The 20,211-nt window shown below is 68.4% G+C and carries 20 protein-coding genes; 12 read left to right on the top strand and 8 right to left on the bottom strand.

Annotated elements, in window-relative coordinates; translation table 11 throughout:
- Positions 1 to 30: 30 nt before the first annotated feature.
- The gene (locus EV141_RS07295; RefSeq protein WP_241969151.1) at positions 31 to 678 is read right to left on the bottom strand and encodes a hypothetical protein; all 648 of its coding nucleotides are present in this window, start codon (positions 676 to 678) and stop codon (positions 31 to 33) included.
- Positions 679 to 766: 88 nt separating this feature from the next.
- Between EV141_RS07295 and EV141_RS07290 the strand changes: the two genes are divergently transcribed.
- From EV141_RS07290 to EV141_RS07280, 3 genes are read left to right on the top strand one after another with little or no spacing between them, the layout of a single operon-like run.
- Positions 767 to 1,393 carry a TetR family transcriptional regulator gene (locus EV141_RS07290; RefSeq protein WP_130485281.1) on the top strand — a complete coding sequence of 209 codons (627 nt, stop codon included), beginning with the start codon at positions 767 to 769 and terminating at the stop codon, positions 1,391 to 1,393.
- A 2-nt stretch (positions 1,394 to 1,395) separates the two neighbouring features.
- Complete coding sequence (bla, locus tag EV141_RS07285; RefSeq protein ID WP_130485369.1) at positions 1,396 to 2,352, top strand: class A beta-lactamase; 957 nt, start codon at positions 1,396 to 1,398, stop codon at positions 2,350 to 2,352.
- Positions 2,349 to 3,128, top strand: a complete 780-nt coding sequence (locus EV141_RS07280) for a MerR family transcriptional regulator (RefSeq protein WP_130485280.1) — start codon at positions 2,349 to 2,351, stop codon at positions 3,126 to 3,128. Before bla ends, EV141_RS07280 begins: the two co-directional genes overlap by 4 nt.
- Here the strand turns inward: EV141_RS07280 and EV141_RS07275 are convergent.
- Positions 3,075 to 3,629, bottom strand: a complete 555-nt coding sequence (locus EV141_RS07275) for a small multidrug efflux protein (RefSeq protein ID WP_130485279.1) — start codon at positions 3,627 to 3,629, stop codon at positions 3,075 to 3,077. The genes EV141_RS07280 and EV141_RS07275 overlap by 54 nt on opposite strands.
- Positions 3,630 to 3,834: 205 nt before the next feature.
- Here EV141_RS07275 and EV141_RS07270 point away from each other — a divergent pair, with 205 nt between their 5' ends.
- From EV141_RS07270 to EV141_RS07245, 6 genes are all read left to right on the top strand, one after another.
- On the top strand, positions 3,835 to 4,770 hold the full coding sequence (locus EV141_RS07270; RefSeq protein WP_130485278.1) for an ABC transporter ATP-binding protein: 936 nt from the start codon (positions 3,835 to 3,837) through the stop codon (positions 4,768 to 4,770).
- Positions 4,767 to 5,618: an ABC transporter permease gene (locus EV141_RS07265; RefSeq protein ID WP_130485277.1), complete on the top strand. Its 852-nt coding sequence runs from the start codon at positions 4,767 to 4,769 to the stop codon at positions 5,616 to 5,618. Before EV141_RS07270 ends, EV141_RS07265 begins: the two co-directional genes overlap by 4 nt.
- Complete coding sequence (locus tag EV141_RS07260; RefSeq protein ID WP_130485276.1) at positions 5,615 to 6,895, top strand: sensor histidine kinase; 1,281 nt, start codon at positions 5,615 to 5,617, stop codon at positions 6,893 to 6,895. The genes EV141_RS07265 and EV141_RS07260 overlap by 4 nt, the downstream gene beginning before the upstream one ends.
- Positions 6,892 to 7,689, top strand: a complete 798-nt coding sequence (locus EV141_RS07255; protein WP_130485275.1) for a response regulator — start codon at positions 6,892 to 6,894, stop codon at positions 7,687 to 7,689. Before EV141_RS07260 ends, EV141_RS07255 begins: the two co-directional genes overlap by 4 nt.
- Complete coding sequence (gene map, locus EV141_RS07250; protein WP_130485274.1) at positions 7,686 to 8,477, top strand: type I methionyl aminopeptidase; 792 nt, start codon at positions 7,686 to 7,688, stop codon at positions 8,475 to 8,477. The genes EV141_RS07255 and map overlap by 4 nt, the downstream gene beginning before the upstream one ends.
- 69 nt (positions 8,478 to 8,546) lie before the next feature.
- Complete coding sequence (locus tag EV141_RS07245) at positions 8,547 to 11,546, top strand: hypothetical protein (protein ID WP_130485273.1); 3,000 nt, start codon at positions 8,547 to 8,549, stop codon at positions 11,544 to 11,546.
- A gap of 38 nt (positions 11,547 to 11,584) precedes the next feature.
- On the opposite strand, the gene EV141_RS07240 is transcribed toward EV141_RS07245, so the two are convergent.
- Genes EV141_RS07240 through EV141_RS07230 form a run of 3 tightly spaced genes read right to left on the bottom strand, consistent with a single transcriptional unit; the run spans position 11,585 to position 13,874 of the window.
- Positions 11,585 to 12,100: a GNAT family N-acetyltransferase gene (locus tag EV141_RS07240; protein WP_157985526.1), complete on the bottom strand. Its 516-nt coding sequence runs from the start codon at positions 12,098 to 12,100 to the stop codon at positions 11,585 to 11,587.
- On the bottom strand, positions 12,097 to 12,372 hold the full coding sequence (locus EV141_RS07235; protein ID WP_130485271.1) for a type II toxin-antitoxin system TacA family antitoxin: 276 nt from the start codon (positions 12,370 to 12,372) through the stop codon (positions 12,097 to 12,099). Before EV141_RS07235 ends, EV141_RS07240 begins: the two co-directional genes overlap by 4 nt.
- A gap of 50 nt (positions 12,373 to 12,422) precedes the next feature.
- Positions 12,423 to 13,874 carry a threonine/serine exporter family protein gene (locus EV141_RS07230; protein ID WP_241969150.1) on the bottom strand — a complete coding sequence of 484 codons (1,452 nt, stop codon included), beginning with the start codon at positions 13,872 to 13,874 and terminating at the stop codon, positions 12,423 to 12,425.
- Positions 13,875 to 13,951: 77 nt separating this feature from the next.
- On the opposite strand from EV141_RS07230, the gene EV141_RS07225 reads away from it, so the two are divergent.
- Positions 13,952 to 14,278, top strand: a complete 327-nt coding sequence (locus tag EV141_RS07225) for a nucleotidyltransferase family protein (RefSeq protein WP_130485270.1) — start codon at positions 13,952 to 13,954, stop codon at positions 14,276 to 14,278.
- A gap of 18 nt (positions 14,279 to 14,296) precedes the next feature.
- Here the strand turns inward: EV141_RS07225 and EV141_RS07220 are convergent, their stop codons facing one another.
- Genes EV141_RS07220 through EV141_RS07210 form a run of 3 tightly spaced genes read right to left on the bottom strand, consistent with a single transcriptional unit; the run spans position 14,297 to position 17,884 of the window.
- A complete protein-coding gene (locus EV141_RS07220; RefSeq protein WP_130485269.1) occupies positions 14,297 to 15,769 on the bottom strand; it encodes a protein adenylyltransferase SelO in 1,473 nt (490 codons plus the stop codon).
- A 37-nt stretch (positions 15,770 to 15,806) separates the two neighbouring features.
- Complete coding sequence (locus tag EV141_RS07215) at positions 15,807 to 16,466, bottom strand: nuclease-related domain-containing protein (protein ID WP_130485268.1); 660 nt, start codon at positions 16,464 to 16,466, stop codon at positions 15,807 to 15,809.
- Complete coding sequence (locus EV141_RS07210) at positions 16,463 to 17,884, bottom strand: SNIPE associated domain-containing protein (RefSeq protein WP_130485267.1); 1,422 nt, start codon at positions 17,882 to 17,884, stop codon at positions 16,463 to 16,465. Before EV141_RS07210 ends, EV141_RS07215 begins: the two co-directional genes overlap by 4 nt.
- A gap of 100 nt (positions 17,885 to 17,984) precedes the next feature.
- Between EV141_RS07210 and EV141_RS07205 the strand changes: the two genes are divergently transcribed.
- Both EV141_RS07205 and EV141_RS07200 read left to right on the top strand, forming a co-directional pair.
- Positions 17,985 to 18,305: a nucleotide pyrophosphohydrolase gene (locus tag EV141_RS07205; RefSeq protein ID WP_130485266.1), complete on the top strand. Its 321-nt coding sequence runs from the start codon at positions 17,985 to 17,987 to the stop codon at positions 18,303 to 18,305.
- Positions 18,292 to 20,046 (top strand): DUF2075 domain-containing protein, encoded by a 1,755-nt coding sequence (locus tag EV141_RS07200; protein WP_130485265.1) that lies wholly within the window; start codon positions 18,292 to 18,294, stop codon positions 20,044 to 20,046. The genes EV141_RS07205 and EV141_RS07200 overlap by 14 nt, the downstream gene beginning before the upstream one ends.
- Positions 20,047 to 20,211 lie beyond the last annotated feature (165 nt).

Raw genomic sequence — 20,211 nt, 5'->3', positions numbered from 1 at the left:
CGAAGGTGGTCGTGGTGGTGGAAGTCGTGGTTACGTCGCGAACTCATCGAGCCAGGTCGAACGCAGGCGGAGGGCGCGTTCGATACCGCCGAGCACGGCGCCAGCCCCAACGGCGATGCCGATCTCCAGCGGGATGCGCACCGGCCGGTCGATCACGCCGATCGCGTCGACAACCGCCGGGATTCGCGACAGCTGCATGACGAGCTCGTAGCCGCCGACGGCGACGCCGATCAGTACGGCGGCGAGGGCGAGGGCTCCGATGAGGCGGCTCGCGGCCGGGTGGTCGCGGTCGAAGCGGGCGCGTCGACCCTCGGCCGAGGCGGGCAGCGGGGTCAGCACGTGCGCGCCGGCGCGATTGCCGTCGGGCACGAAGTGGCAGCGGCGCAGCCCGATTGAGTTGACGGCGACCTCGATCGCGCCGCCCTCTACGGGAAACGCCGTGGGCAGTTTCGAGACGGCCGCGAGCGCCCCGTCTCGATACAGGCGGGCCCGCACGGCGCCGTCGGTGCGGTCACCCATGTGCCGCACATCGACGGTGTATCGGGCTGCTCGGCCCGGGGCCGCGGGCAGTTCGAACACCGAGCGTCCGAGCAGCTGCCACCAGCGAAAAGGGGGCAGGGGGCTGCCGTCGCCGGCCTTCGCCCATCGGGAATTGATGCGCTGCATCCAGCGGGCCACAAGGGATTCCTTTCGCAAAAGTAGTACAGTGTGATAGTTGGTGTGCCCTAAAGTAGCACACCGTACTAGAACGTGTACAGGAGCCCTCATGACCCCCCGCACACCCGCCCCCGAACTGCGCGAGCGCATCCTTGCCGCCGCCGCGGCGATGCTCGCCGAAAATCCGACGGCGCGCCTCAGCGTTCGCGCCGTCGCGCAGCGCGCAGACATCAGCACCGGCTCGTTGCGCCACGTGTTTCCGACCCAGCGCGAACTGATCGACGCGGTCGTCGCCGCCATCGCGGCCCTTGAGGGCGCACAGCAGCCCGACGAGGCCCTCAGCGACACCAGTCGCCCGGCGGTCGATCGACTGATCGAGCAGCTCCGCGGCGTGCTCGCCACGAGCCTGAGCGGCGACGGCGCCCGCGAGCAGTTGCGCGCGGCGCTGGCCTCCCCTGAGCCCTCAAGCGCCGACGATGACAGCGCCCCCACCCTCGCTCTCGAGCGACTCGCGCTGCACCAGATCGCCGGCTGGATCACCGCCCTCCGGCACGAAACCGCTGGCGACGAGACCCCCGACTTCGCGTGCACTCCTGAGGAAGGGGCGCGTTTTCTCTCCACCGTTGTGAGCGGTCTGGTCACCGACCACCTGATTCCGGGAAGTCTGTCGCGCATGGCCTTCACCGACAGCACCCTGCGCATCGCCGCGACCGCGGTGCTCGCACGCCGGGCGTGACGATGCGGCGCTACGCCCGCTCGGCAACGCTCGCCGCGACGGTGATCGTCGCGCTCGCCGCCGGCGGATGCGCGCCCACCGACACGCCCGCTCCCCCGCCCCCGGCCGCCTCCTCGCCCACCCCCGAGACGAGCGCGCCGCAGGGCGCGCAGACCTCGGGCGGTCAGGCGGTCGTCGTCGACGATGATCTCTCGTCACTCGAGGCGGCGTACGACGCCCGCGTGGGCGTCTACGCGCTCGACACCGGCTCGGGCGACCGCGTCGCCTACCGCGCCGACGAGCGCTTCGCCTACGCCTCGTCGATCAAGGCGGTCCTCGCCGCCGCGATCCTGCAGGAGGTCGACGACCTCGACCGCGTCGTCTCCTACGGCGCGGATGCTCTGGTGGCGAATTCGCCGGAAACGGAGGCGAATCTCGCGACGGGCATGAGCATCCGGGATCTGGCGGAGGCGGCGGTGCGGGTCAGCGACAACGCCGCGACGAACTTGCTGCTCGCCGAGCTCGGCGGGCCGGCTGCCTTCGGCGAGCTGCTCGCCAGCCTCGGTGACACGACGACGGAGCCCGCCCGCACGGAGCCCGCGCTGAACGAAGCGACGCCCGGCGACACGCGCGACACGAGCACGCCCCGCGCCCTCGTCGAGACCCTGCGCGCCTACGCCCTCGGCGACGCACTGCCCGACGACCGTCGCGCCCTGCTGATCGACTGGATGACCGGCAACGCGACCGGCGACACCCTGATTCGGGCGGGCGCACCGGCGGATGCGGTGGTCGCCGACAAGTCGGGCGCCGGCGGCTACGGCACGCGCACCGACATCGCCGTCGTGTGGCCCGCCGAGGGTGATCCGATCGTCATCGCGGTGCTGAGCTCGCGCGCGGAGGCAGGCGCCGAGCGCGACGACCAGCTGGTTGCCGACGCCGCCGCCGTCGCACTGGATGCGCTCGAGGGGGCGCGGCAATGAGCTGGAGCACGCGCGAACTCGCCGAACTGGCGGGCACCACCATCAACACGGTGCGGCACTACCACCAGCTTGGGCTGCTGGCCGAGCCCGAACGCTTGAGCAACGGGTACAAGCAGTACGGCGTCGCCCACCTGCTGACCCTGCTGCGCATTCGACGACTGGTCGACCTGGGGGTTCCGCTGCCGCGGGTGGCGAGCATGCTCGAGGGCGACGACGTGACCGAGGCGACGCTCGACGAGATTGACGCTGAACTTGAGCGGAACATCGAGCGCCTCACTCGCGCGCGCGAGCAGCTCGCCACCATTCGGCGTGAACAGGCAGCTCCCGACACGCCCGCCGGCTTCGAGAAGGTGGCGTCGCGCCTGTCGGTGACCGACACCGAGATGGTGCGCGTGTATTCGCGCTTCTACGGCGACGACGCCTTGGCCGACCTGGCCGAGACGATCGAGATGTCCGACGACGAGCTCGATGCCGAGGTCGACGCCTTGCCGGAAGACGCCGACGAGGCGACGATCGACGCACTCGCCACGCGCTACGCCCCCGTAATCGCGCAGCAGTACCTCGCCTACCCCTGGCTGCGCGACCCCCGCGCGGGGCTGCGTTCTGGCTCGGCGGAGGATCAGATGGCGCTCGCGATGAGCGCGGCAACGCTCTACAACGCTGCCCAGCTCGAGGTGTTTACCCGCGCAATACAGCTCGCCCACCGTCTGGTCGACGCGCGGTCAAATGAGGCCGAGGGCAGTGGCGGCGCCGAAGGAGGCGGCGGCGACGAGTGAGGTCCAGAGCACGATCGCGACAACCTGCCACAGCATGACCCAGCCGCGGCTGACGCCCGAGCCCACGAGGAACGCGGCGGTCAGGTGGGTCGGCAGCGCGATCGGGGCAAGGATGCTCGCCCCCGGCACGCCGAATCGCACGACCCACTTCGCGATCTTCTTGCGCCCCTTTTCTTTGCGGCTCTCGGGCCGGGTCTCGGGTGACGACGCATCAGGGCTGCCGTCACCGCTGTTACCGGACCGGTCAGCGCCGCGCTGCGCGACGACGGCGCTGCGCACCCGCGACGTCAGCAGGACGACGCCGGCGACGGCGAGCACGTTGCCCACGATGGCGGCGATCGTCGCGACGATGGGGTTGATGCCGACGAGGATCCCGATGGCGACCGAGCCTTCGCCCTCGACATACGGAATCATGCCGACGAGTCCGATCATGAGCGGCTGAACGAGCTCGGGCAGGTCGGCAACGAAGTCTTGTATGGCGGCGTAGGGGCTTGATGACATGGCGATGACCTCTCTTCTGACAGTGGACAAGGGGATCCGATAGCGGCAGTGAAAACCGTGTGGTCACCACAGGGTCAAGGCCTGAATCCGCAGGTCGTACCCCAGGCTGACACCGGGGTGACACGAGATCGGTCCACAGGCTGATGTGCCCGCGTGAGGTGCTCCGTAGCGTTGACGACGTCACGAACACGAAGGGAATCTCACGATGATTGAGGCACACGACCTCACGAAACGGTTCGGCAGCAAAACCGCCGTCGCCGGCATCGACTTCCGCGTCGAGCCCGGCCGCGTCACCGGCTTCCTCGGCCCGAACGGCGCCGGCAAGTCGACCACCATGCGCATGATCGCGGGCCTCGACCGGCCGAGCGCGGGCAGCGTCACCGTCAACGGCCGCCCTTACCGGCAGCACACGGCACCACTGCGCGAGGTGGGCATTCTGCTCGACGCGAAGGCCGTACACACGGGCCGCAGCGCCTACAAGCACCTGCTGGCCATGGCCGCCACGCACGGCATTGGCCGCAAGCGCGTGCGCGAGGTCATTGAGCTCGCCGGGCTTGAGTCGGTCGCGAACAAGCGTGTCGGCGGCTTCTCGCTCGGTATGGGTCAGCGACTCGGCATTGCCGCGGCGCTGCTCGGCGACCCCGCGACCGTGATCCTCGACGAGCCGGTGAACGGCCTCGACCCCGAGGGAGTGCGCTGGGTGCGCACCCTCGTGCGCGGCCTCGCCGCCGAGGGTCGCACGGTGCTGCTCTCGTCCCACCTCATGAGCGAGATGGCGCAGACCGCCGACCACCTGATCGTGCTCGGCCGCGGCCGCGTTGTCGCCGATGCGAGCGTCGACGAGGTCATCGCCCGCGCGTCGGGAACCTCGGTACGCGTGCGCACCCCGAACCTCGCGGGCCTGAACCGCGCGATCGCGGGGCCCGACGTCAGCGTGAGCACGCTCGACGACGGCGCGGCGGTCGTCACCGGGCTCTCCTCCGAGCAGATCGGCGACGCTGCGGCGAGCGCCGGCATCGCGATTCACGAGCTGACGGCGCTGAGCAGCTCGCTCGAAGACGCCTATCTTTCCTTGACCGCCGACGAGGTCGAGTACCGTTCGACCTCTGTCGCCCCGACCCCCGAGGAGGTGGCGCGATGACCGCCGCAACCCTGACTCGTCAACCGGCCGCCACCATCCGATCGGATGCGCGACTCACCTTCGGGCGCATCCTGCGCTCCGAATGGATCAAGCTGACGAGCCTGCGCTCGACCGTCTGGTCGCTGGCGCTGATCGTCGTGCTCGGCGTGGGCCTGTCGCTCATGATCGCGAGCCTCGGTTCCGCCCTCGGTGGCGAACAAGCCGTCGCCGACCCCAACACGGTGTTGACCGCGACGACGATCGGCGTCGGCTTCGGCCAGCTGATCGCCGCCGTCCTCGGCGTTCTCGTCATCACCGGCGAGTACTCGACGGGCATGATCAAGTCGACGCTCGCCGCCGTGCCGGGCCGCCTGTCGGTGCTGGTCGCGAAGTCGCTTGTGCTGTTCACGCTCGTGACGGCCGTGGGCTTTGTGACCGTGTTCGGCTCGTGGGCCGCCACGTACCCGATCTTCGACGGGCAGGGAACCGCTGCTGGCCTCGCCGAGGATGGCCTCGCCATCGCCCTCGCGGGCTCGGCCGTTTACCTGGGCCTCGTCTCGGTGTTCGCCATCGGCCTCGGCACGCTGCTGCGGTCAACCGCGGGAGGCATTGCCGCAGCGCTCGGAGTCATGCTGGTGCTCGACACGGCCGTATCGCTCCTGGCGATCGTCGCCGACTGGGTGTCAGACGTCACTCCCTACCTGTTCTCGTCAGCGGGTTCGGCCATGGCGCAACTCCCGTTCTCGGACAACCCCGACCAGTTCGGCCTGGGCCTGCTCGAGCCGTGGCAGGGCGGCCTCGTGGCCCTCGCCTGGACGCTCGCCGCGTTCATCCTCGGAGCGATCCGACTGAAGCGCCAGGACGCGTGACGACCAGTTCGAACCCACCGTCCGGCACCTCCACGGGGGTGCCGGACGGTCTCGCGCTGCCCCGCCCGCCCGGCGTGGTGCGGCGGTACCTGCACGCCCACCCGTGGGTGACCGACTCGCTGGTCGCCGCGGCCTACGTTCTGGTCGCGGCGATCTTCGTCGTCATCGCGGCGGTCGCCCCGGGCGCCCCCGCCCTCGGCCTGGTCGTCGCCATGACTGTCGCGGGTGCTGCGGTGGTGACGCTGCGCCGCAGGTTCCCTCTCGCCACGTTCGCTATCGCGAATGTGCTTCTGATCGCCGGAGCAGCCGTCGGCACCGCCGTCGAGATCTTCCTCCCCCTCATCACCATCTACGCGATCGGCGTCTACCGCTCGACCCGCACCGCGTGGGTGTCCTTCGTCGCGGGCGCCGCTGCAGCTGCGCTCGCGAGCGTCGTCGGAGCCGTGTGGGCGCCTAACGCACTCATCGAACCCGCCGCCGCGGGCGAGCCCACCCTTTCCCTCGTCATCAGCGGAACCATCACCGGTATCGCCGTGCTGCTGATCGCCACGCTCATCGGCACAAACGTCGGCTCGCGCAATCGCTACGTCGCCGCCCTCGTCGAGCGTGCCGCACAGCTCGCCCGCGAGCGCGACGCGCAGGCCGAGATCGCCCGAGGTCTTGAGCGCGAGCGCATCGCCCGCGAGATGCACGACGTCATCGCCCACAGCCTGTCGGTGATGATCGCCCTGTCGGAGGGGGCGCGCGCGGCCGCACCCGAGCATCCCGAGAATGCGCAACGCGCCATGGAACGCGCCGCCGACACCGGCCGGCGCACCCTCGGCGAGGTTCGTCGGATGCTCGGCACCGTTCGCGGGGACGACGCGCCGCCCGAGCGCGCCCCGCAGCCCGCGATCAGCGACCTCGGTGCGCTGATCGCCGCCGTTCAGGGGGCAGGCCTGCCCGTCACCGTGACGACGCGCGGCACCCCGCACGCCGACCCCGCTCTCGAGCTCACCGTCTACCGCGTCGTGCAAGAGTCGCTGACGAACACCCTGCGCCACGGATCGCGCGTGAGCCGGGCCCGCGTCGCGCTCGACTGGGGTGACGAGGCCGTGACCGTCACCGTCTCCGACGATGGCGCGGTCCCCTCCGCCTCGTCTCCGGCTGTCGGCCGCGGCCTCATCGGCATGCGCGAGCGCGTCGCCCTCTTCGGCGGCGAGCTCACCGCCGGCCCCGGCCCCGCCCGCGGCTGGAGGGTCTCCGCCCGCATCCCGCTCGACAGGAGCTCCCCATGACCACGCCCATCCGCATCCTCATTGCCGACGACCAAGAACTCATTCGCTACGGCTTCCGCCTGATTCTCGACGCCCATCCCGCGCTCGAGGTCGTCGGCGAGGCGCCCGACGGCGGCACCGCGATCACGACTGCCCGAGAGCTCACGCCCGACGTCGTGCTCATGGATATCCGCATGCCGGGCGTCGACGGCATCGCCGCGACGACGATCATCACGGCAGAACTGCCGAGCACCCGCGTGCTGGCGCTCACGACGTTTGACCTCGACGAGTACGCGTTCGGCGCGCTGCGCGCGGGCGCTTCCGGGTTCTTGTTGAAAGACACGAAGCCTGCCGACTTGGTCGACGCGATTCAGGCGGTGCATCGGGGGGATGCGGTGGTCGCCCCGCGCATCACCGCGCGGCTCATCGAGGTGGCCGCCCCGCACCTGCCGCGCGAGGGCGCCGAGCACGACGGCGAGCAGTGCGCCGCTGGCGATGCGCGCGCCGTCGCGGGCGCAGAGGAGCGCGCCTCGGCCCGGCTCGCCGCCCTCACCGAGCGCGAGCGCGACGTGTTCGCACTGATCGCGGGCGGGGCGACGAACGCCGAGATCGGCGCCGAGCTGTGGGTGAGCGAGTCGACGGTGAAGACCCACGTCGGCCGCATTCTGCAGAAGCTTGAGCTGCGCGACCGGGTGCAGGCGGTGATCCTCGCCTACGAGCTGGGCGTGGCGGGTCGCGACGCGGGCACCGCCCCCATTGACCTCGACAACAACAGCGACAACGACGACGACACCCAGGGGCCGAGCGCACCGTGATCGAAATCCTGACCGCATCCGACCTCGTTGATGCCCGCTCGACGGGGCGGCTGGTGGGCGAGATTTTGCTGGCGCTGAGGGCGCGCATCCGCGGGGGCACCAACCTGCTCGAGATCGATGCGTGGGCCCGCGAGGCGATCGAGCGCGCCGGCGCCCGCTCGTGTTACGTCGACTACGCGCCCTCCTTCGGGCGCGGGGCGTTCGGGCACTACATTTGCACGGCCGTAAACGACGCGGTGCTGCATGCGAAGCCCCGCGACTACCGCCTGCGCGAGGGCGACATGCTGACGCTCGACCTCGCCGTCGAGCGGGGCGGTGTCGCCGCCGACTCGGCGCTCACCTTCGTGGTCGGTGGGGCGCGTCACCCCGAGGCCGAGGCACTCATCGCCACCACCGAGCGGGCGCTCGAGGCCGGCATCGCGGCCGCCGTCGTCGGCAACCGCACGGGCGACATCTCGCACGCCATCGGCACGGTGCTGCAGGCGGCCGGCTACCCCGTGAACCTCGAGTACGGCGGGCACGGCATCGGCTCGACGATGCACCAAGACCCGCATATCGCGAACGCCGGCCGCCCGGGCCGCGGCTACGTGCTGCGCCCCGGCCTGCTGCTCGCGCTTGAGCCGTGGGTGATGACCGGCACCGCCGAGCTCGTCACCGATCCCGACGGCTGGACCCTGCGCAGCGCAACCGGCAGCCTCAGCTCCCACGCGGAGCACACGATCGCGATCACCGAGGCCGGGCCCGAGGTGCTGACGCTCAGGCCCGAAGCGCCTGCCGAGCCCCGCTGACCCCATCGACCGCCGGGCCCGTGCGCGCCGCACCCCGCACAGTCGACGAAACTTCTAGACTCAGCCGCTGTGACTGACGCCGGGCGAGACGAGACCACCAGTGATGTAACCGGCGCTGATCTGACCGGCACCGATTTGACCGACCCGGCCACCCCACCCGCCGGCAGCGTGACGGTCGACCCGCCCCGGCACACCCCCCTCTGGGCCGCGCTGTCGGCCTTCTTGCTGAGCCTCGAGGGCTGGTTGCGCTCGCACGGCGGCGAACCGCTGCGCTACACGATTCGTGGGTTCTGGATGCTCGTCGCCGCCATCGGCATCTTCCTGCTGGTTGGGCCGGTCATCAACAAGCCGATGACGCTCGACGACATCCTCTCGTCTGCCGACACGGCGACCGACCGCTGGATCGCCCGCGACCTCGCCGTCGAGTACACGGTCGACATTGCCGACGACGGCACCCTCGTCACCCGGGTCGAGGAGCGCATCACGGCGTTCTTCCCCGACGACGTCGACGCCTCGGGCATTGAGCGCCTGCTGGTCACCCAGTACCAGGGCAATGAGCTCAACCCGAGCGACATCGAGGCGACGCTGAACGGCGAACCTCTTGAGCCGCGCGCGGTCGAGACCCCCACCGAGCTCACGCTCACCCTCGACGCCGGCGAGCGCCTCACGGGCGACCACGAGTTCGTGCTGCGCTACACGCTGCAGCACCTCGCCGCCGACGCGATCGACGAGGCGAGCGGCGAGCCCGTACAGCTGCTCGAGTGGGATGTTCTCGGCCCCAACTTCGGTAGCGCGTTCACCAACTTCTCGATGCGCCTCGACCTCTCTGACGCGCTCACCGACAACCTCGTGCGCGACCCGCGTGGCGGCCTCGCGTGGACCTTACTCGCCGCCTCGTCGTGGCTTGAGCCCGAACCCGACTCCCCCGCCGGGCGCTCAGTGTACGAGCTGACGAACGACCAGAACATTCCCCCGAACGCGAACGCCTGGTTCACGGTCGTGCTCGAGCCGGGCACCGTCGAGCTGCCGCCGCCGTCGACCTGGTTCTGGGTGCAGACGTGGGGCCCGCTCGCCCCGCTCGTACTGCTCGCCCTCACCCTGCTGTTCGCTATCGCCGCCCGCGCCGTCGCCTGGAGCGACGCGCGCGGCCGCCCCTGGTACGTCGCCCAGTCAGAGCCGCCCGACGACGTCTCCGTGCGCCTGGCCGCGCGCATCCTGAGATCGCGGCGCGGTCTCGAACTCGCTGAAAAGCTCGAACATCACGCCACCTTGCGCCGGCGCACCCCCGCGGCCACGCGCCGCGCCTCCCTCGAGCACGTCGGCCACGCCGCCCGCCGCGCCGGCCGTCTCGGCGATCTGCCCCGGGCGCTGCGCCGCTACGCGAGCCTCACCCTCGCCGAGAGCCGCGAGCAGTATGCGCGGGGCTTGCGGCGCATCCCCCACGGTTTCGTGCGCGACGCCTTCATCTGGGCGCCCATCGCTCTCACGATCGTGCAGTGGGGCGTGGTGCGGCAGCTGTCGTACCAGGTGCCGCTCGCCGTCGTGTGGTGGCCGGCCGCCTTCGTTGCGGGCTCGACCGTGCTCGCGGCGATCATCGTCGCGCTGGCGTACACCGCGCATCCGCTGACCACCGAGGGCGCCGTGCTGCGGCAGCACCTGCAGGGCGTGCACCTCTACGCCGAGCGCACGCAGCTGTTTGCCCGCACCCCCCTGCGCGACCCCGCGCTCGCTCACGCCGTGCTGCTCACCGATGCGCGCGACGCCGGTAGCGCCATCGCCGAGCAGGTCGAGGCCGAGCTCGGCCACGACCGCGACCCGAGCGCGTGGCGCACCCCCGACTTCCTGACCGCGCCGCGCCTCGCCGTGCGCGCGCTCGCCCTGCTCGCCCTCGTCGGCACGGCGCTGACCGTCACCCTGATTCCGAGCCCGTCGATCGCCGGCAACGACTACGCCGCCTATACGTACGACTTCGGTACCTACGGCACCGAAATCGAATCATTCGAGGCGGATGCCGTACTCACCCGATCCGACGATGGTCGCGCCGTGATCGCGGTCACCGAAACGGTCGGCCTGCTGATGGACGGCAACACCTCACAGCCCGGCCAGGTGATTCGCCAGTGGGCGGACCGCGTGACCGGGCAGAGCCTGGGGCTCACGATCGGCGACGTGCGGCTCGACGGCCGCGACGTGTCGCACGTCGTCGAGCGCGAGGGCGACACGCAACTCGTGCGCACGACCATGGCTGAGCCACTCGACGGCGAGCACACCCTCACCGTCGAGTACACGCTCGCCTCGGCAGCGGTCGCGGCCGTGCGCGGGCAGAACGGCGAGACGGTCGACCGCGTGCACTGGGTGGCGCTGCTCGACGGCTGGCGCTCACGCTTCGGCGGCGATGACCGCGTCGTCGAGCCGTTCACCTTCTCGATGACCGCCGACCCGGCGCTGCTCGACGACGCGATCGTCGCCGGGTGGGACTACCGCGACCCCGACACGGCCGACCGCGCCGACGACTGGATGATCGACGCCTACCCCTTCGGTGAGGTGCCCGTCGATCTCGCCGACGGCGCCTACACCGAGCGAGTCGAGCCGGCCGGCGGCGGGCTCGAGACGTACACGCTGAGCCTCGGCACCGACGCCGACGGCGGCACCCCGTGGGCCGTCGACCGGCCGTACAGCGGCGTGCTGCTCGACTTCCCGGCGGGCACCTTCACCGGCCCCGACGAGGGCGCCCTGCGGGCGCAGACGCTCGCCGAGGTCACCCCGCCCGCGGTGGCAATCGGCATCGGCGTCCTCGGGCTGGCGCTCGGCGGCCTGTGCGCGGTGGGCGCGCCGCGCCGCCCCAGTGGCGACGTCGCAGAAGGCCTCGCCCGCGACGTGCTGCGGTGGCTTGCACCCGCCCTCGGCGTGAGCGCCGTCGTGCTGTTCGTCTGGATCACCCTCGAGCTGCCCGCCGACGACCCGCGCCTCGCCATCTCGGGCATCGGAGCGCTGGCGGGCATCGCCGGCGGCTGGCTCGCGCTCGCCGTCGGCTGGCGTGGGCCGCGGAAGGCGGCGGGTGCGACCGCGTAGCTGCCGGCGGTTGTGTCGGCGCACGTCGCCCGAGGCTGTCAGGACTCGGTCTCAAGCGACCGAATGGTCGCGACCGCATCCCCCATCGGAATCATCAGGGTTTTCCGGTCGCCACCGAGACGCGCGAATCCGAACTGCTCATAGAAGCTGACGACCGACTCGTCCCGGTCGTGCGCGATGATCGCCGCGCTTCCGATCTCAAGTGACACGCGAATGGCCCGCTCGACCGTGTCCCGCAGCAGCGACACCCCGAGGCCCTGGCCGCGGTGGTCGACGTGAACGGCGAGCCGCCCAATCAACGTCGCCGGGGTGGGGTCGGGCATGCCCAACCCAGCGTTCCCCACCTCGGCTTTGACGATAGAGAATGACGAGAGCGAGTAAAACCCGGCGATTCGCCCCTCACCGTCGAGGGTGATGAATGTTCGCGAGGCCCCTGATTCTTGGTTGCGAAGCGCGAGGGTGCGGAACCACGAGTTGAGCGAGTCGACGCCGCAGTCAAACTTCCCGACCTTGTCTCTGCGGGTAAGCGCGCGAGGCGGTGTGTACGAGGTCACTCGGTCGAGAAGCGCGAAGGGCGCGACAGCAGCTCGGCGAGGCCGGCGTTGACGGTGCCGGGCTTGTCGACGGCATCGACGAACTTCGCCCACGCATCCTCTGAGAGCCTGACCTGACGCTCTTCGGTCAGCACGCGCCGCGCCGCCTCGAGCGCGGCCTGCTTGACGAAGGCCGACGTCGTCAGCCCCAGCGCGTCCGATGCGGCCTCCAGCTCTCCCTTTTGCTGAGCAGGCAGCCGAAACTCGACCCGGTCACTAGTGCGAGAACTCATGCAGTGAAATGTACGGCATATTGCCGTACGTTCACACAGATGATGCCGCGCTATCGCGCCCCGCGCGCCCGTCGAGCGGCGATCATCGCCTGCCGATCGAGGCCAAAGATGCGGCGGGCCAGGAATACGCCGATCGCCGTGCCGGCGGCGAGGCCAATTCCCGTGGCGAGCGCGTCGACCGCCGCGGGCAGCGCCTCCAATACGCCGGCACTCGAATCGACCAGCACGTACAGCGCGCGGTACACGGCGAGGCCCGGGATCAGCCCGATGATGGCCGCCGTCGTCGTCGCGCCCTCCGGCACCTTCAGCCAGCGGTAGGTGAGGTAGCCGATGACTCCCGCAGCGACCGCGGCGATGCCCGGCGCGAGCCCCGGCTGCGCGACGTACGGCGAGACCAGCAGGAACAGCGCCATGACGGCGGCGGTCGCGGCCGCCATGAGCGGCACCAAGCGCAACCGCACGTACGACGTGAGCGCGAAACCGCATCCGATCAATGCCGCCCCGGCGACCCCCGACACGAGGCCGATTCCGTCGCCGAGCGAGGTCGCGATGTCGACCGGAATGCCCAGCCGCAGCGCGATGCCCAGCACCGCCGAGATGCCGACGGCGAGGCCCAGCGTGAGCATGAAGACCTCCGTACCGCGCGCCGTCGCGGTGACGTAGTACCCGTCGATCGCGTCGCGCGCGGCCGACGTGAGCCCGAGGCCCGACAGCAGCATGACGATTCCGGCGATGACGATGACCGTGGGGGCCTCCGACCCCGGCACCTCGATGCCCACCGATCGCAGCCAGAAGAGAACGACGGCGATGCAGGTCGTCGCCATCGCGGCGGTCATCTGGGCGAAGAAGCCCGGCACCGACCACTTGCCCAACTGGCGGGTGATCAGGTCAGAGACCACGGCAGCCACCGCGGCGACGAGCGCCAGCACGAGGCCGACGTCGAACAGCACCACCACTCCGCCCGTCAGAATCGCCTTACCGAGGGTGACCACCCAGCGGCGATAGGGGTGGGGGCTCGTCAAAATCGTGGTGAGGCGCTGGCGCGCCTGCTCGACCGTGAGCTGGCCGCCGCCCTCGATGATCTCCTCAATGAGCAGGTAAACGTTCTGCAGGCGCGTGTAGTCGGTGGTGCGCACCTGCACGATGCGCATGACCGACATGGGGTCTTCGTTCATGCCGCGATGCACCGAGACGGTGATCGAGGTGAACGTGATGTCGACGTGCATGCCGTCGACCCCGTACGCGCTGCTCAGCCGCAGCACCATCGCGACCACGTCGGCGGCCGACGCCCCCGTGGCGAGCATCGACTCCCCCACGCGCAGGCACAGGTCGGTGACGAGGCGCACGTGGCGCTGCGACTGCTGCCCCTCCGTGCCGGCGACCGACAGCACTTGGGTGGGGGCTGCGGTGCCGCGCAGCACCCCGTCGGCGATCTTCAGGATCGACCGATTCTTTCGCCGCGGCTGGTCGGCGCTGTCACTGCTCTTGCCACGTTCGTCCACCGCCCCAGGGTAGGGGCCAGCTAAGGACGGCGCCTCTGGCACATGCCTGACGCGGGCTCCGCCGGTATCCTCAACGCATGGCCATTGCCGCCGCTTCGTCTGAGACACTCGCCCTGCGCGAGTTGCTCAGCGCGCGTCGGCGTGAGTTCGACGCACTCTTGGCGAAGTACAACGCGAGCCAACCGAGGCTCTTCGGGTCGGTTGCTCGTGGCGACGCCGGGCCCGACAGTGATATCGACATCGTCGTCACCATGGATCCTGCGGACGGCAACCTGCTGATGCGCGCATCCGGGCTCATGGAAGAGACTCGCACGCTCTTCGGCCGCGACGACATCGACATTTTCCCCGCGCAGTTGCTGAAGCCCGCAATCTCCGAATCCGCTCAAGAGGCCAGCGATAGCTAGCCCCAAAAAACGTCGGGCCTAGGTGCCGCAGTACGTCGTGTACGGCTCCGACTGCTCGGGCGCACCCACCGCGTACCGCTCAAGCCCCGGCCGCTCCTCGAAGGGTCGCCTCACCACCCCAACCAGCGCGTCGAACGGCGCCATGTCCCCCGCCGTCGCCGCGGTGAGCGCCTCCTCGACCAGGTGGTTGCGCGGAATGTAGACCGGGTTCACGCGGTCCATCGCATCGGCGTCGGGCACAAGCTCCAGCCAACGCGCCGCCCAGTCCCCGATCGCCGCCACATCGAACGCCGCCGGCCGCGCGACACCGCGTGCCCGAACCCCACCACGAGCAACCCCCGCCAACCCCCGGAAGAACGCCGTGAAGTCGACCCGGTGCTCGTGCAGCAGGTTCAGCAGCTCGGTGGCGAGCGGGGCGACGGCCTCGTCGGAAACCGAGCCTCCGAGACCGAGCTTGGCGCGCATCCCCGCAACCCACGCCTCGCTGTAGTGCGCGCGGTACTCGCCGAGCGCCTCCGTCGCCCGCTCGACGGCGCGGTCGGCGTCGTCGTCGATGAGGGGCAGCAGGGTTTCGGCGAAGCGCGCCAGGTTCCACTCGGTGATGACAGGCTGGTTGCCGTAGGCGTAGCGGCCGCCCCCGTCGATCGAGCTGAACACGGCGGCGTGGTCGAACGCGTCGACGAAGGCGCACGGACCGTAGTCGATCGTCTCGCCCGAGATGGTCACGTTGTCGGTGTTCATGACGCCGTGCACGAAGCCGACGAGCATCCACTGCGCGACGAGGCTCGCCTGCGCCTTCACCACCGATTCAAACAGCGCCAGATACGGATGCTCGGCTGACGCCGCGTGCGCATAGTGCCGGTCGATTGCGTGGTCGGCGAGGCGGCGCAGCAGCTCGACCTCTCCGGTCGCGGCGGCGAACTGGAAGCTGCCGACCCGCAGGTGACTGCTCGCCGTGCGGGCAAGAATCGCGCCCGGGAACTCGACCTCGCGCTGCACGACGCGCCCGGTGGCGACGACGGCGAGCGAGCGGGTCGTCGGAATTCCGAGGGCGTGCATGCCCTCACTCACGACGAACTCGCGCAGCATAGGCGCGAGCACGGCGCGGCCGTCGCCGGCGCGGGCGAACGGGGTGGGGCCGGAGCCCTTCAGGTGCAGGTCGTGGGTCGAGCCGGCGGGGTCGCGCAGTTCGCCGAGCAGCAGGGCCCGCCCGTCCCCGAGCCGGGGGCTGAACCCGCCGAACTGGTGGCCTGAGTAGGCCTGCGCGACCGGGGTGGCGGTGTCGGGGAGGGCGGCGCCGGTGAGGAAGGCGACGCCCTCGGCGGATCGCAAGAAGGCCGCGTCGAGGCCGAGCCCGGCGGCGACCGGCTCGTTGAGGGCCAGCAGTTCGGGCGACGGCGCCGGCTCGGCCTGCCACGGCACGGCAAGCTCGGGCAGCTCGCGGGCGAAGCGGCCCTCGAGCGCGATGGTAGCGGCGGTCGACGCGGTCATGGGTCGACGCTACGCCTCGAGCCTGTGCGCGGCGGTTCTAACTCGAGCGGAAGGTGGTTGCGAGCGCATCATGAACGGCGGCGACATCGACCCCGACCGACGGCTCTTTTGTCAGCAACTGCACGAGCATTTTCGGCCACAGCACCAGCACATCGCTAACCGTGAACGGGTCGGCGAACCAGGCCCAGTCGCCCTCGACGAAGCACAGCACGCCCTTCACCGGAACGCCTGGCACCGCGGCCTCGACGAGCGCGACCTGCTTCGTCATTCCCACGACAAGCTTCGTGTTGTCTCCACCCACCCACAGCTTCTCGACGCGCGGGCTAAACAACCCGCCCTCGACGCGCTTTTCGATGCGCTTGTCGACGTAGCGCTTCGTGTCGATCACCCACACCCCGCCGGGCGTCACCACGATGTGGTCGATGTTCGCCCTCGATTTCGGGATGCGTCGGTCATGCAACACGCAGATTTGGTCGCTGGCAATCGCATCCAGCTTCGCCCCGACGACCTCTTCGCCGATCGCACCCGTTGCCCACACGCGGGTACTGCTGCGCTCGGGAGTCAGAGCGACGGCGATGCCCCCGAGCTTGCCCCAAGCGGCACGAGTCGCGGCTTCGTCCTTGGCGCGGCGGCGTTCGTGCTCGGCGCGGGCGGAGACTCCAGCCCTGGGTAGAGGCCGCTCAGTCGAATCGCTCATTGACCGACAGCTTCCTTCTCCAGTAGCGCAGAACTCGCCCTGAACTCAGGCGCCTCTGGCTCGACCGTGTACTGAAGCACCTCGACTGACTCTTCCTTCAAAGCGTCAAGCACTTGCTCCGGGGTGACCTTGAAATACTCCCGGCGCAGGTTGATCTTGTTGAGTCTCTGGCGCTCGAAGCGCTTGTGAAGCATCGACTCGATGCCCACGGCGTCGTCTGCGAAGAAGAGTGCGTGAACGTCGAAACGGAAGGGGACTGAAGCATCACCGAGCTCGTTGACGCGATCCATCGGCTCGAGTCTCCGCGTCAACCCGATCTTGACTACGTCTTCACCGAACGATCCGACGTTCGAGATGACGTAGACATACCCGGCGCGAATATTGGCCGCACGGTAATCGACATCGACGATCGCTTTCTCCACGTCGGCGATTCGTTCGCGCACTCGGGCCGCACCCTCTTCGTCACCGTTTGCCTCAAGTGCCGCAAGCGTGGCCGCATAGTGCGCCCGCTCTTTCTCGAGCTTGTCCTTCTCACGCTGCAGCTCCTGCTCGGCCTTCTTCTGCTCACGCAACTCTTCGCGATGAGCGCGCTCCAACTCCTTCTCGCGTTGCACGGCCTGAAGGTGTTGCGCGGCCAACGAAAGCTCTTGCAGTCGCAAAGCGTGGTAGTCCGACGTGATCTGCAGCGAGATCATTGACCCTTGCCGAGCGATCTGATCCGCGACAGTGCTGAGTCGTTTAGTCGCCGTGGCGATCCCACCCGCTTTGACACTCTTCACGCAGTTCTCGGCTTCGGCGTTGTACGCCCTCAGCAAGAGCTTCGACATGTCCGCGACGAACTTGCGGCCCTTCGCTGCCGAGTTGTTGAACGTGAAGCTGGTGGTCGCAATAGTCGCGCGCTTGTCGCGCACCATTGCCTTGATCTGGGAACGAACCGACTCAAGTTGCGCCATCAAGGCAGTCGAATTCTCGGCGGGATGCTCGTAGTCGTACAGCCCAAACGATTGCAGCTCAATCCCTTGCCGTGCACTCAAGATCTCTTCGTTGAGCGAGGAAAGTTCTGCCTTCGTAGACGCGACGCGGGACTGCAATTCAGACAGGTTCGACTTTTCTGCGTCGACTTGGGCTTGGTACTCCGCGTGTACTCGATCAAGCTCGGCGATTTCAATGAGCCCGTGTTTCGCCACTAGCTTTTCGAGCCGCTCGTTCTCGGATGCAAGCGCGATCGCTGCCTTCTTGCCGCCGAAAAAGGTGATCTTGGGCTTCGATGCACGGACCGTCTCAGTTTCTCTGGGCTCCTCTACCGGAGGAGCCGCAGACGTGGGGTGCTGATCGGCGAAGTGACTGGTCCATTGCGAACCGTCCCACCACCGCCGTCGTCCTGAACCGTCGTCGTACCATCCCGAGGCTGCACTCATAATTTCGACCGTAGGTGAATTCGAGCGGCGCTCGTAAGACCCCCACTCGGGGCGCAGGTCGAGGCCGGGCCCCGGCTGGCCTCCGTGCTACGTTGACGAAATGGTCGACAACGCCGCTCGCGATGCCCTACGGGCCTTCGTGTCAGAGCGTGACTGGGCGCAGTTTCATACACCCGAGAACCTTGCGAAGAGCATCGCGATCGAAGCGGGGGAGCTTCTCGAGTGTTACCAGTGGAACGCCCAAGGCAACGAGCAAGCCATCCGCGACGAACTCGCCGATGTACTCAGCTACTGCATTTTGCTCGCAGATCGCCTGGGGCTTGATGCCGAGCAGCTGGTGCTCGACAAACTTGAGAAATCGCGCGCAAAGTACCCTGTCGAAAAATCGCGCGGACGTAGCGACAAATATGACCAGCTCTGAAATCCCGCGGATCTCGTTCGACAAGTCGGCGGTCCGTGACTGGGCCAAAACGGACCCGCGACACAAGAACTGGCCGGTCGTGTACCTCCTCGATTCAGCGAAACCGGCGGCGACTTCCACCGCGCTGCGCGACGTCTACGTCGGCGAAACCCTGAATGCCGAAGCGCGCATCCTTCAGCACCTCGACAACCCCGACAAGAAGCGACTTCTCTCACAGTTCCGGGTGGTCCTCGACGACCGCTTCAACAAGTCTGTGTGCCTCGATCTCGAATCACACCTGATTCGCCTGCTCGCGGGCGACGGCACGTTCCGCGTCCTCAATCGCAACGACGGCATCACCGACGCCAACTACTACGAGCGCGACGTATATCGCGAGTCCTTCCGACAGGTCTTCGACCAGTTGCTTAAGGAAGGCGTGTTCTCGCGCAGCATCCCCGAAATCGAAAACAGCGACCTGTTCAAGCTGTCGCCGTACAAAGCGCTAACCACCGACCAAGCGGTCGCTGTCGAGAACATTGTTGAAGGCCTGTTCGATGACCTTGAGCACGACCGCGGCGAACTACTCGTCGTTCAGGGTGAACCGGGAACCGGCAAGACGGTCATCGCCATCTACCTGATGAAGCTTCTCGCCGACATCGCCGCCTCCCGGCCCGACGACGAGCCCGATGCCGACTCGATCTTCTCCGACTTCTTCACTGACGGGCACCGCGAACTGCTCCGCGAATTCCGGGTCGGGCTCGTCGTACCGCAACAATCTCTCCGCAAAAGCATCAAGCGCGTCTTCAAGCGCACACCGGGCCTTGCTCCGTCGCAAGTTCTCACGCCATTCCAGGTGGGCGCCAGCGACGAGCGCTGGGATCTGCTGATCGTCGACGAGGCGCACCGATTGAACCAGCGAGCCAACCAGCCGTCAGGTGTGCAGAACAAGCAGTTCAGCGACATCACCGTGAAGCTGTTCGGCCAGGACGACTACTCCAAGACGCAACTCGACTGGATTCGGGCGCTCAGCCGCCACCAAGTGCTGCTCGTCGACCCCGAGCAGAGCGTTCGGCCGGCCGACCTTCCTCCCGAACTTCTTCGCAACCTTGTCGACGAGGCGAAGGACGAGAGCCGGCACTACCCGCTGGTCTCTCAACTACGAGTGCGGGCCGGAGACGACTACATCGCCTGGGTGCGCCAACTATTCAGCCCGCAGTTGAGCGAGGGGGCGATGCGCACTCGTCCAGATTTCGGGGACTACGAACTGAAACTCTTCGATGACTTAGGAGAGATGCACGACGCCATTCGAGAAAGGGATGCGCAACACGGCCTCGCGAGGCTCGTGGCCGGCTACGCGTGGGAGTGGAAGAGCAAGAACGACAGCGATGCTCACGACATCGAACTCGACGGTCGCCGACTTAAGTGGAACACCACGGCGACCGAATGGATCGCGTCGCCGAACTCGCTGGAAGAAGTTGGTTCGATCCACACCGTGCAGGGCTATGACCTCAACTATGCCGGGGTCATCGTCGGCAACGACCTGCGCTGGGATGAAGAGCACGGTCGGCTCTTTGTCGACCGCGCGAGCTACTTCGACAAGAAGGGTAAAGAGAACAACCCAACACTCGGACGAACGTATACCGACGACGATCTGTTGCGTTACATCTGCAATGTGTACGCCGTTTTGATGACAAGAGGCATCCGCGGGACGTTTGTATACGTTTGTGACCCGTCACTGAAACGGCGCCTGAAGGAAGTCTGATAGCCGCAACCAAAAAACGCCGGGGAGCAACTGAAGTCTTCGCCGAGGTCGCAGCCGTTGTTCTCCTCTGGGACGAATCCGTAGCGGATTTGAACAGTCCCCTCTCTCAGTGAAAAGCACGACGCTCGAGATGTTCTCGTCGCGGATGAGTTCGGTCATAGTCAT

The organism is Microcella putealis, assembly GCF_004216575.1.
Classification (GTDB): Bacteria; Actinomycetota; Actinomycetes; order Actinomycetales; family Microbacteriaceae; genus Microcella; species Microcella putealis.
Note: the sequence above shows the minus strand (reverse complement) of the source record. Positions and strands in the feature narration are given on the sequence as shown.

What these genes read in the sequence shown, in the direction of transcription:
- EV141_RS07290 (WP_130485281.1), top strand. Translation starts at nt 767, where the DNA reads ATGACCCCCCGCACACCCGCCCCCGAACTGCGCGAGCGCATCCTTGCC.
- EV141_RS07265 (WP_130485277.1), top strand. Translation starts at nt 4,767, where the DNA reads ATGACCGCCGCAACCCTGACTCGTCAACCGGCCGCCACCATCCGATCG.
- EV141_RS07275 (WP_130485279.1), bottom strand. Translation starts at nt 3,629, where the DNA reads ATGTCATCAAGCCCCTACGCCGCCATACAAGACTTCGTTGCCGACCTG.
- EV141_RS07280 (WP_130485280.1), top strand. Translation starts at nt 2,349, where the DNA reads ATGAGCTGGAGCACGCGCGAACTCGCCGAACTGGCGGGCACCACCATC.
- bla (WP_130485369.1), top strand. Translation starts at nt 1,396, where the DNA reads ATGCGGCGCTACGCCCGCTCGGCAACGCTCGCCGCGACGGTGATCGTC.
- EV141_RS07225 (WP_130485270.1), top strand. Translation starts at nt 13,952, where the DNA reads ATGGCCATTGCCGCCGCTTCGTCTGAGACACTCGCCCTGCGCGAGTTG.
- EV141_RS07215 (WP_130485268.1), bottom strand. Translation starts at nt 16,466, where the DNA reads ATGAGCGATTCGACTGAGCGGCCTCTACCCAGGGCTGGAGTCTCCGCC.
- EV141_RS07200 (WP_130485265.1), top strand. Translation starts at nt 18,292, where the DNA reads ATGACCAGCTCTGAAATCCCGCGGATCTCGTTCGACAAGTCGGCGGTC.
- EV141_RS07220 (WP_130485269.1), bottom strand. Translation starts at nt 15,769, where the DNA reads ATGACCGCGTCGACCGCCGCTACCATCGCGCTCGAGGGCCGCTTCGCC.
- EV141_RS07205 (WP_130485266.1), top strand. Translation starts at nt 17,985, where the DNA reads ATGGTCGACAACGCCGCTCGCGATGCCCTACGGGCCTTCGTGTCAGAG.
- EV141_RS07270 (WP_130485278.1), top strand. Translation starts at nt 3,835, where the DNA reads ATGATTGAGGCACACGACCTCACGAAACGGTTCGGCAGCAAAACCGCC.
- EV141_RS07235 (WP_130485271.1), bottom strand. Translation starts at nt 12,372, where the DNA reads ATGAGTTCTCGCACTAGTGACCGGGTCGAGTTTCGGCTGCCTGCTCAG.
- EV141_RS07210 (WP_130485267.1), bottom strand. Translation starts at nt 17,884, where the DNA reads ATGAGTGCAGCCTCGGGATGGTACGACGACGGTTCAGGACGACGGCGG.
- EV141_RS07255 (WP_130485275.1), top strand. Translation starts at nt 6,892, where the DNA reads ATGACCACGCCCATCCGCATCCTCATTGCCGACGACCAAGAACTCATT.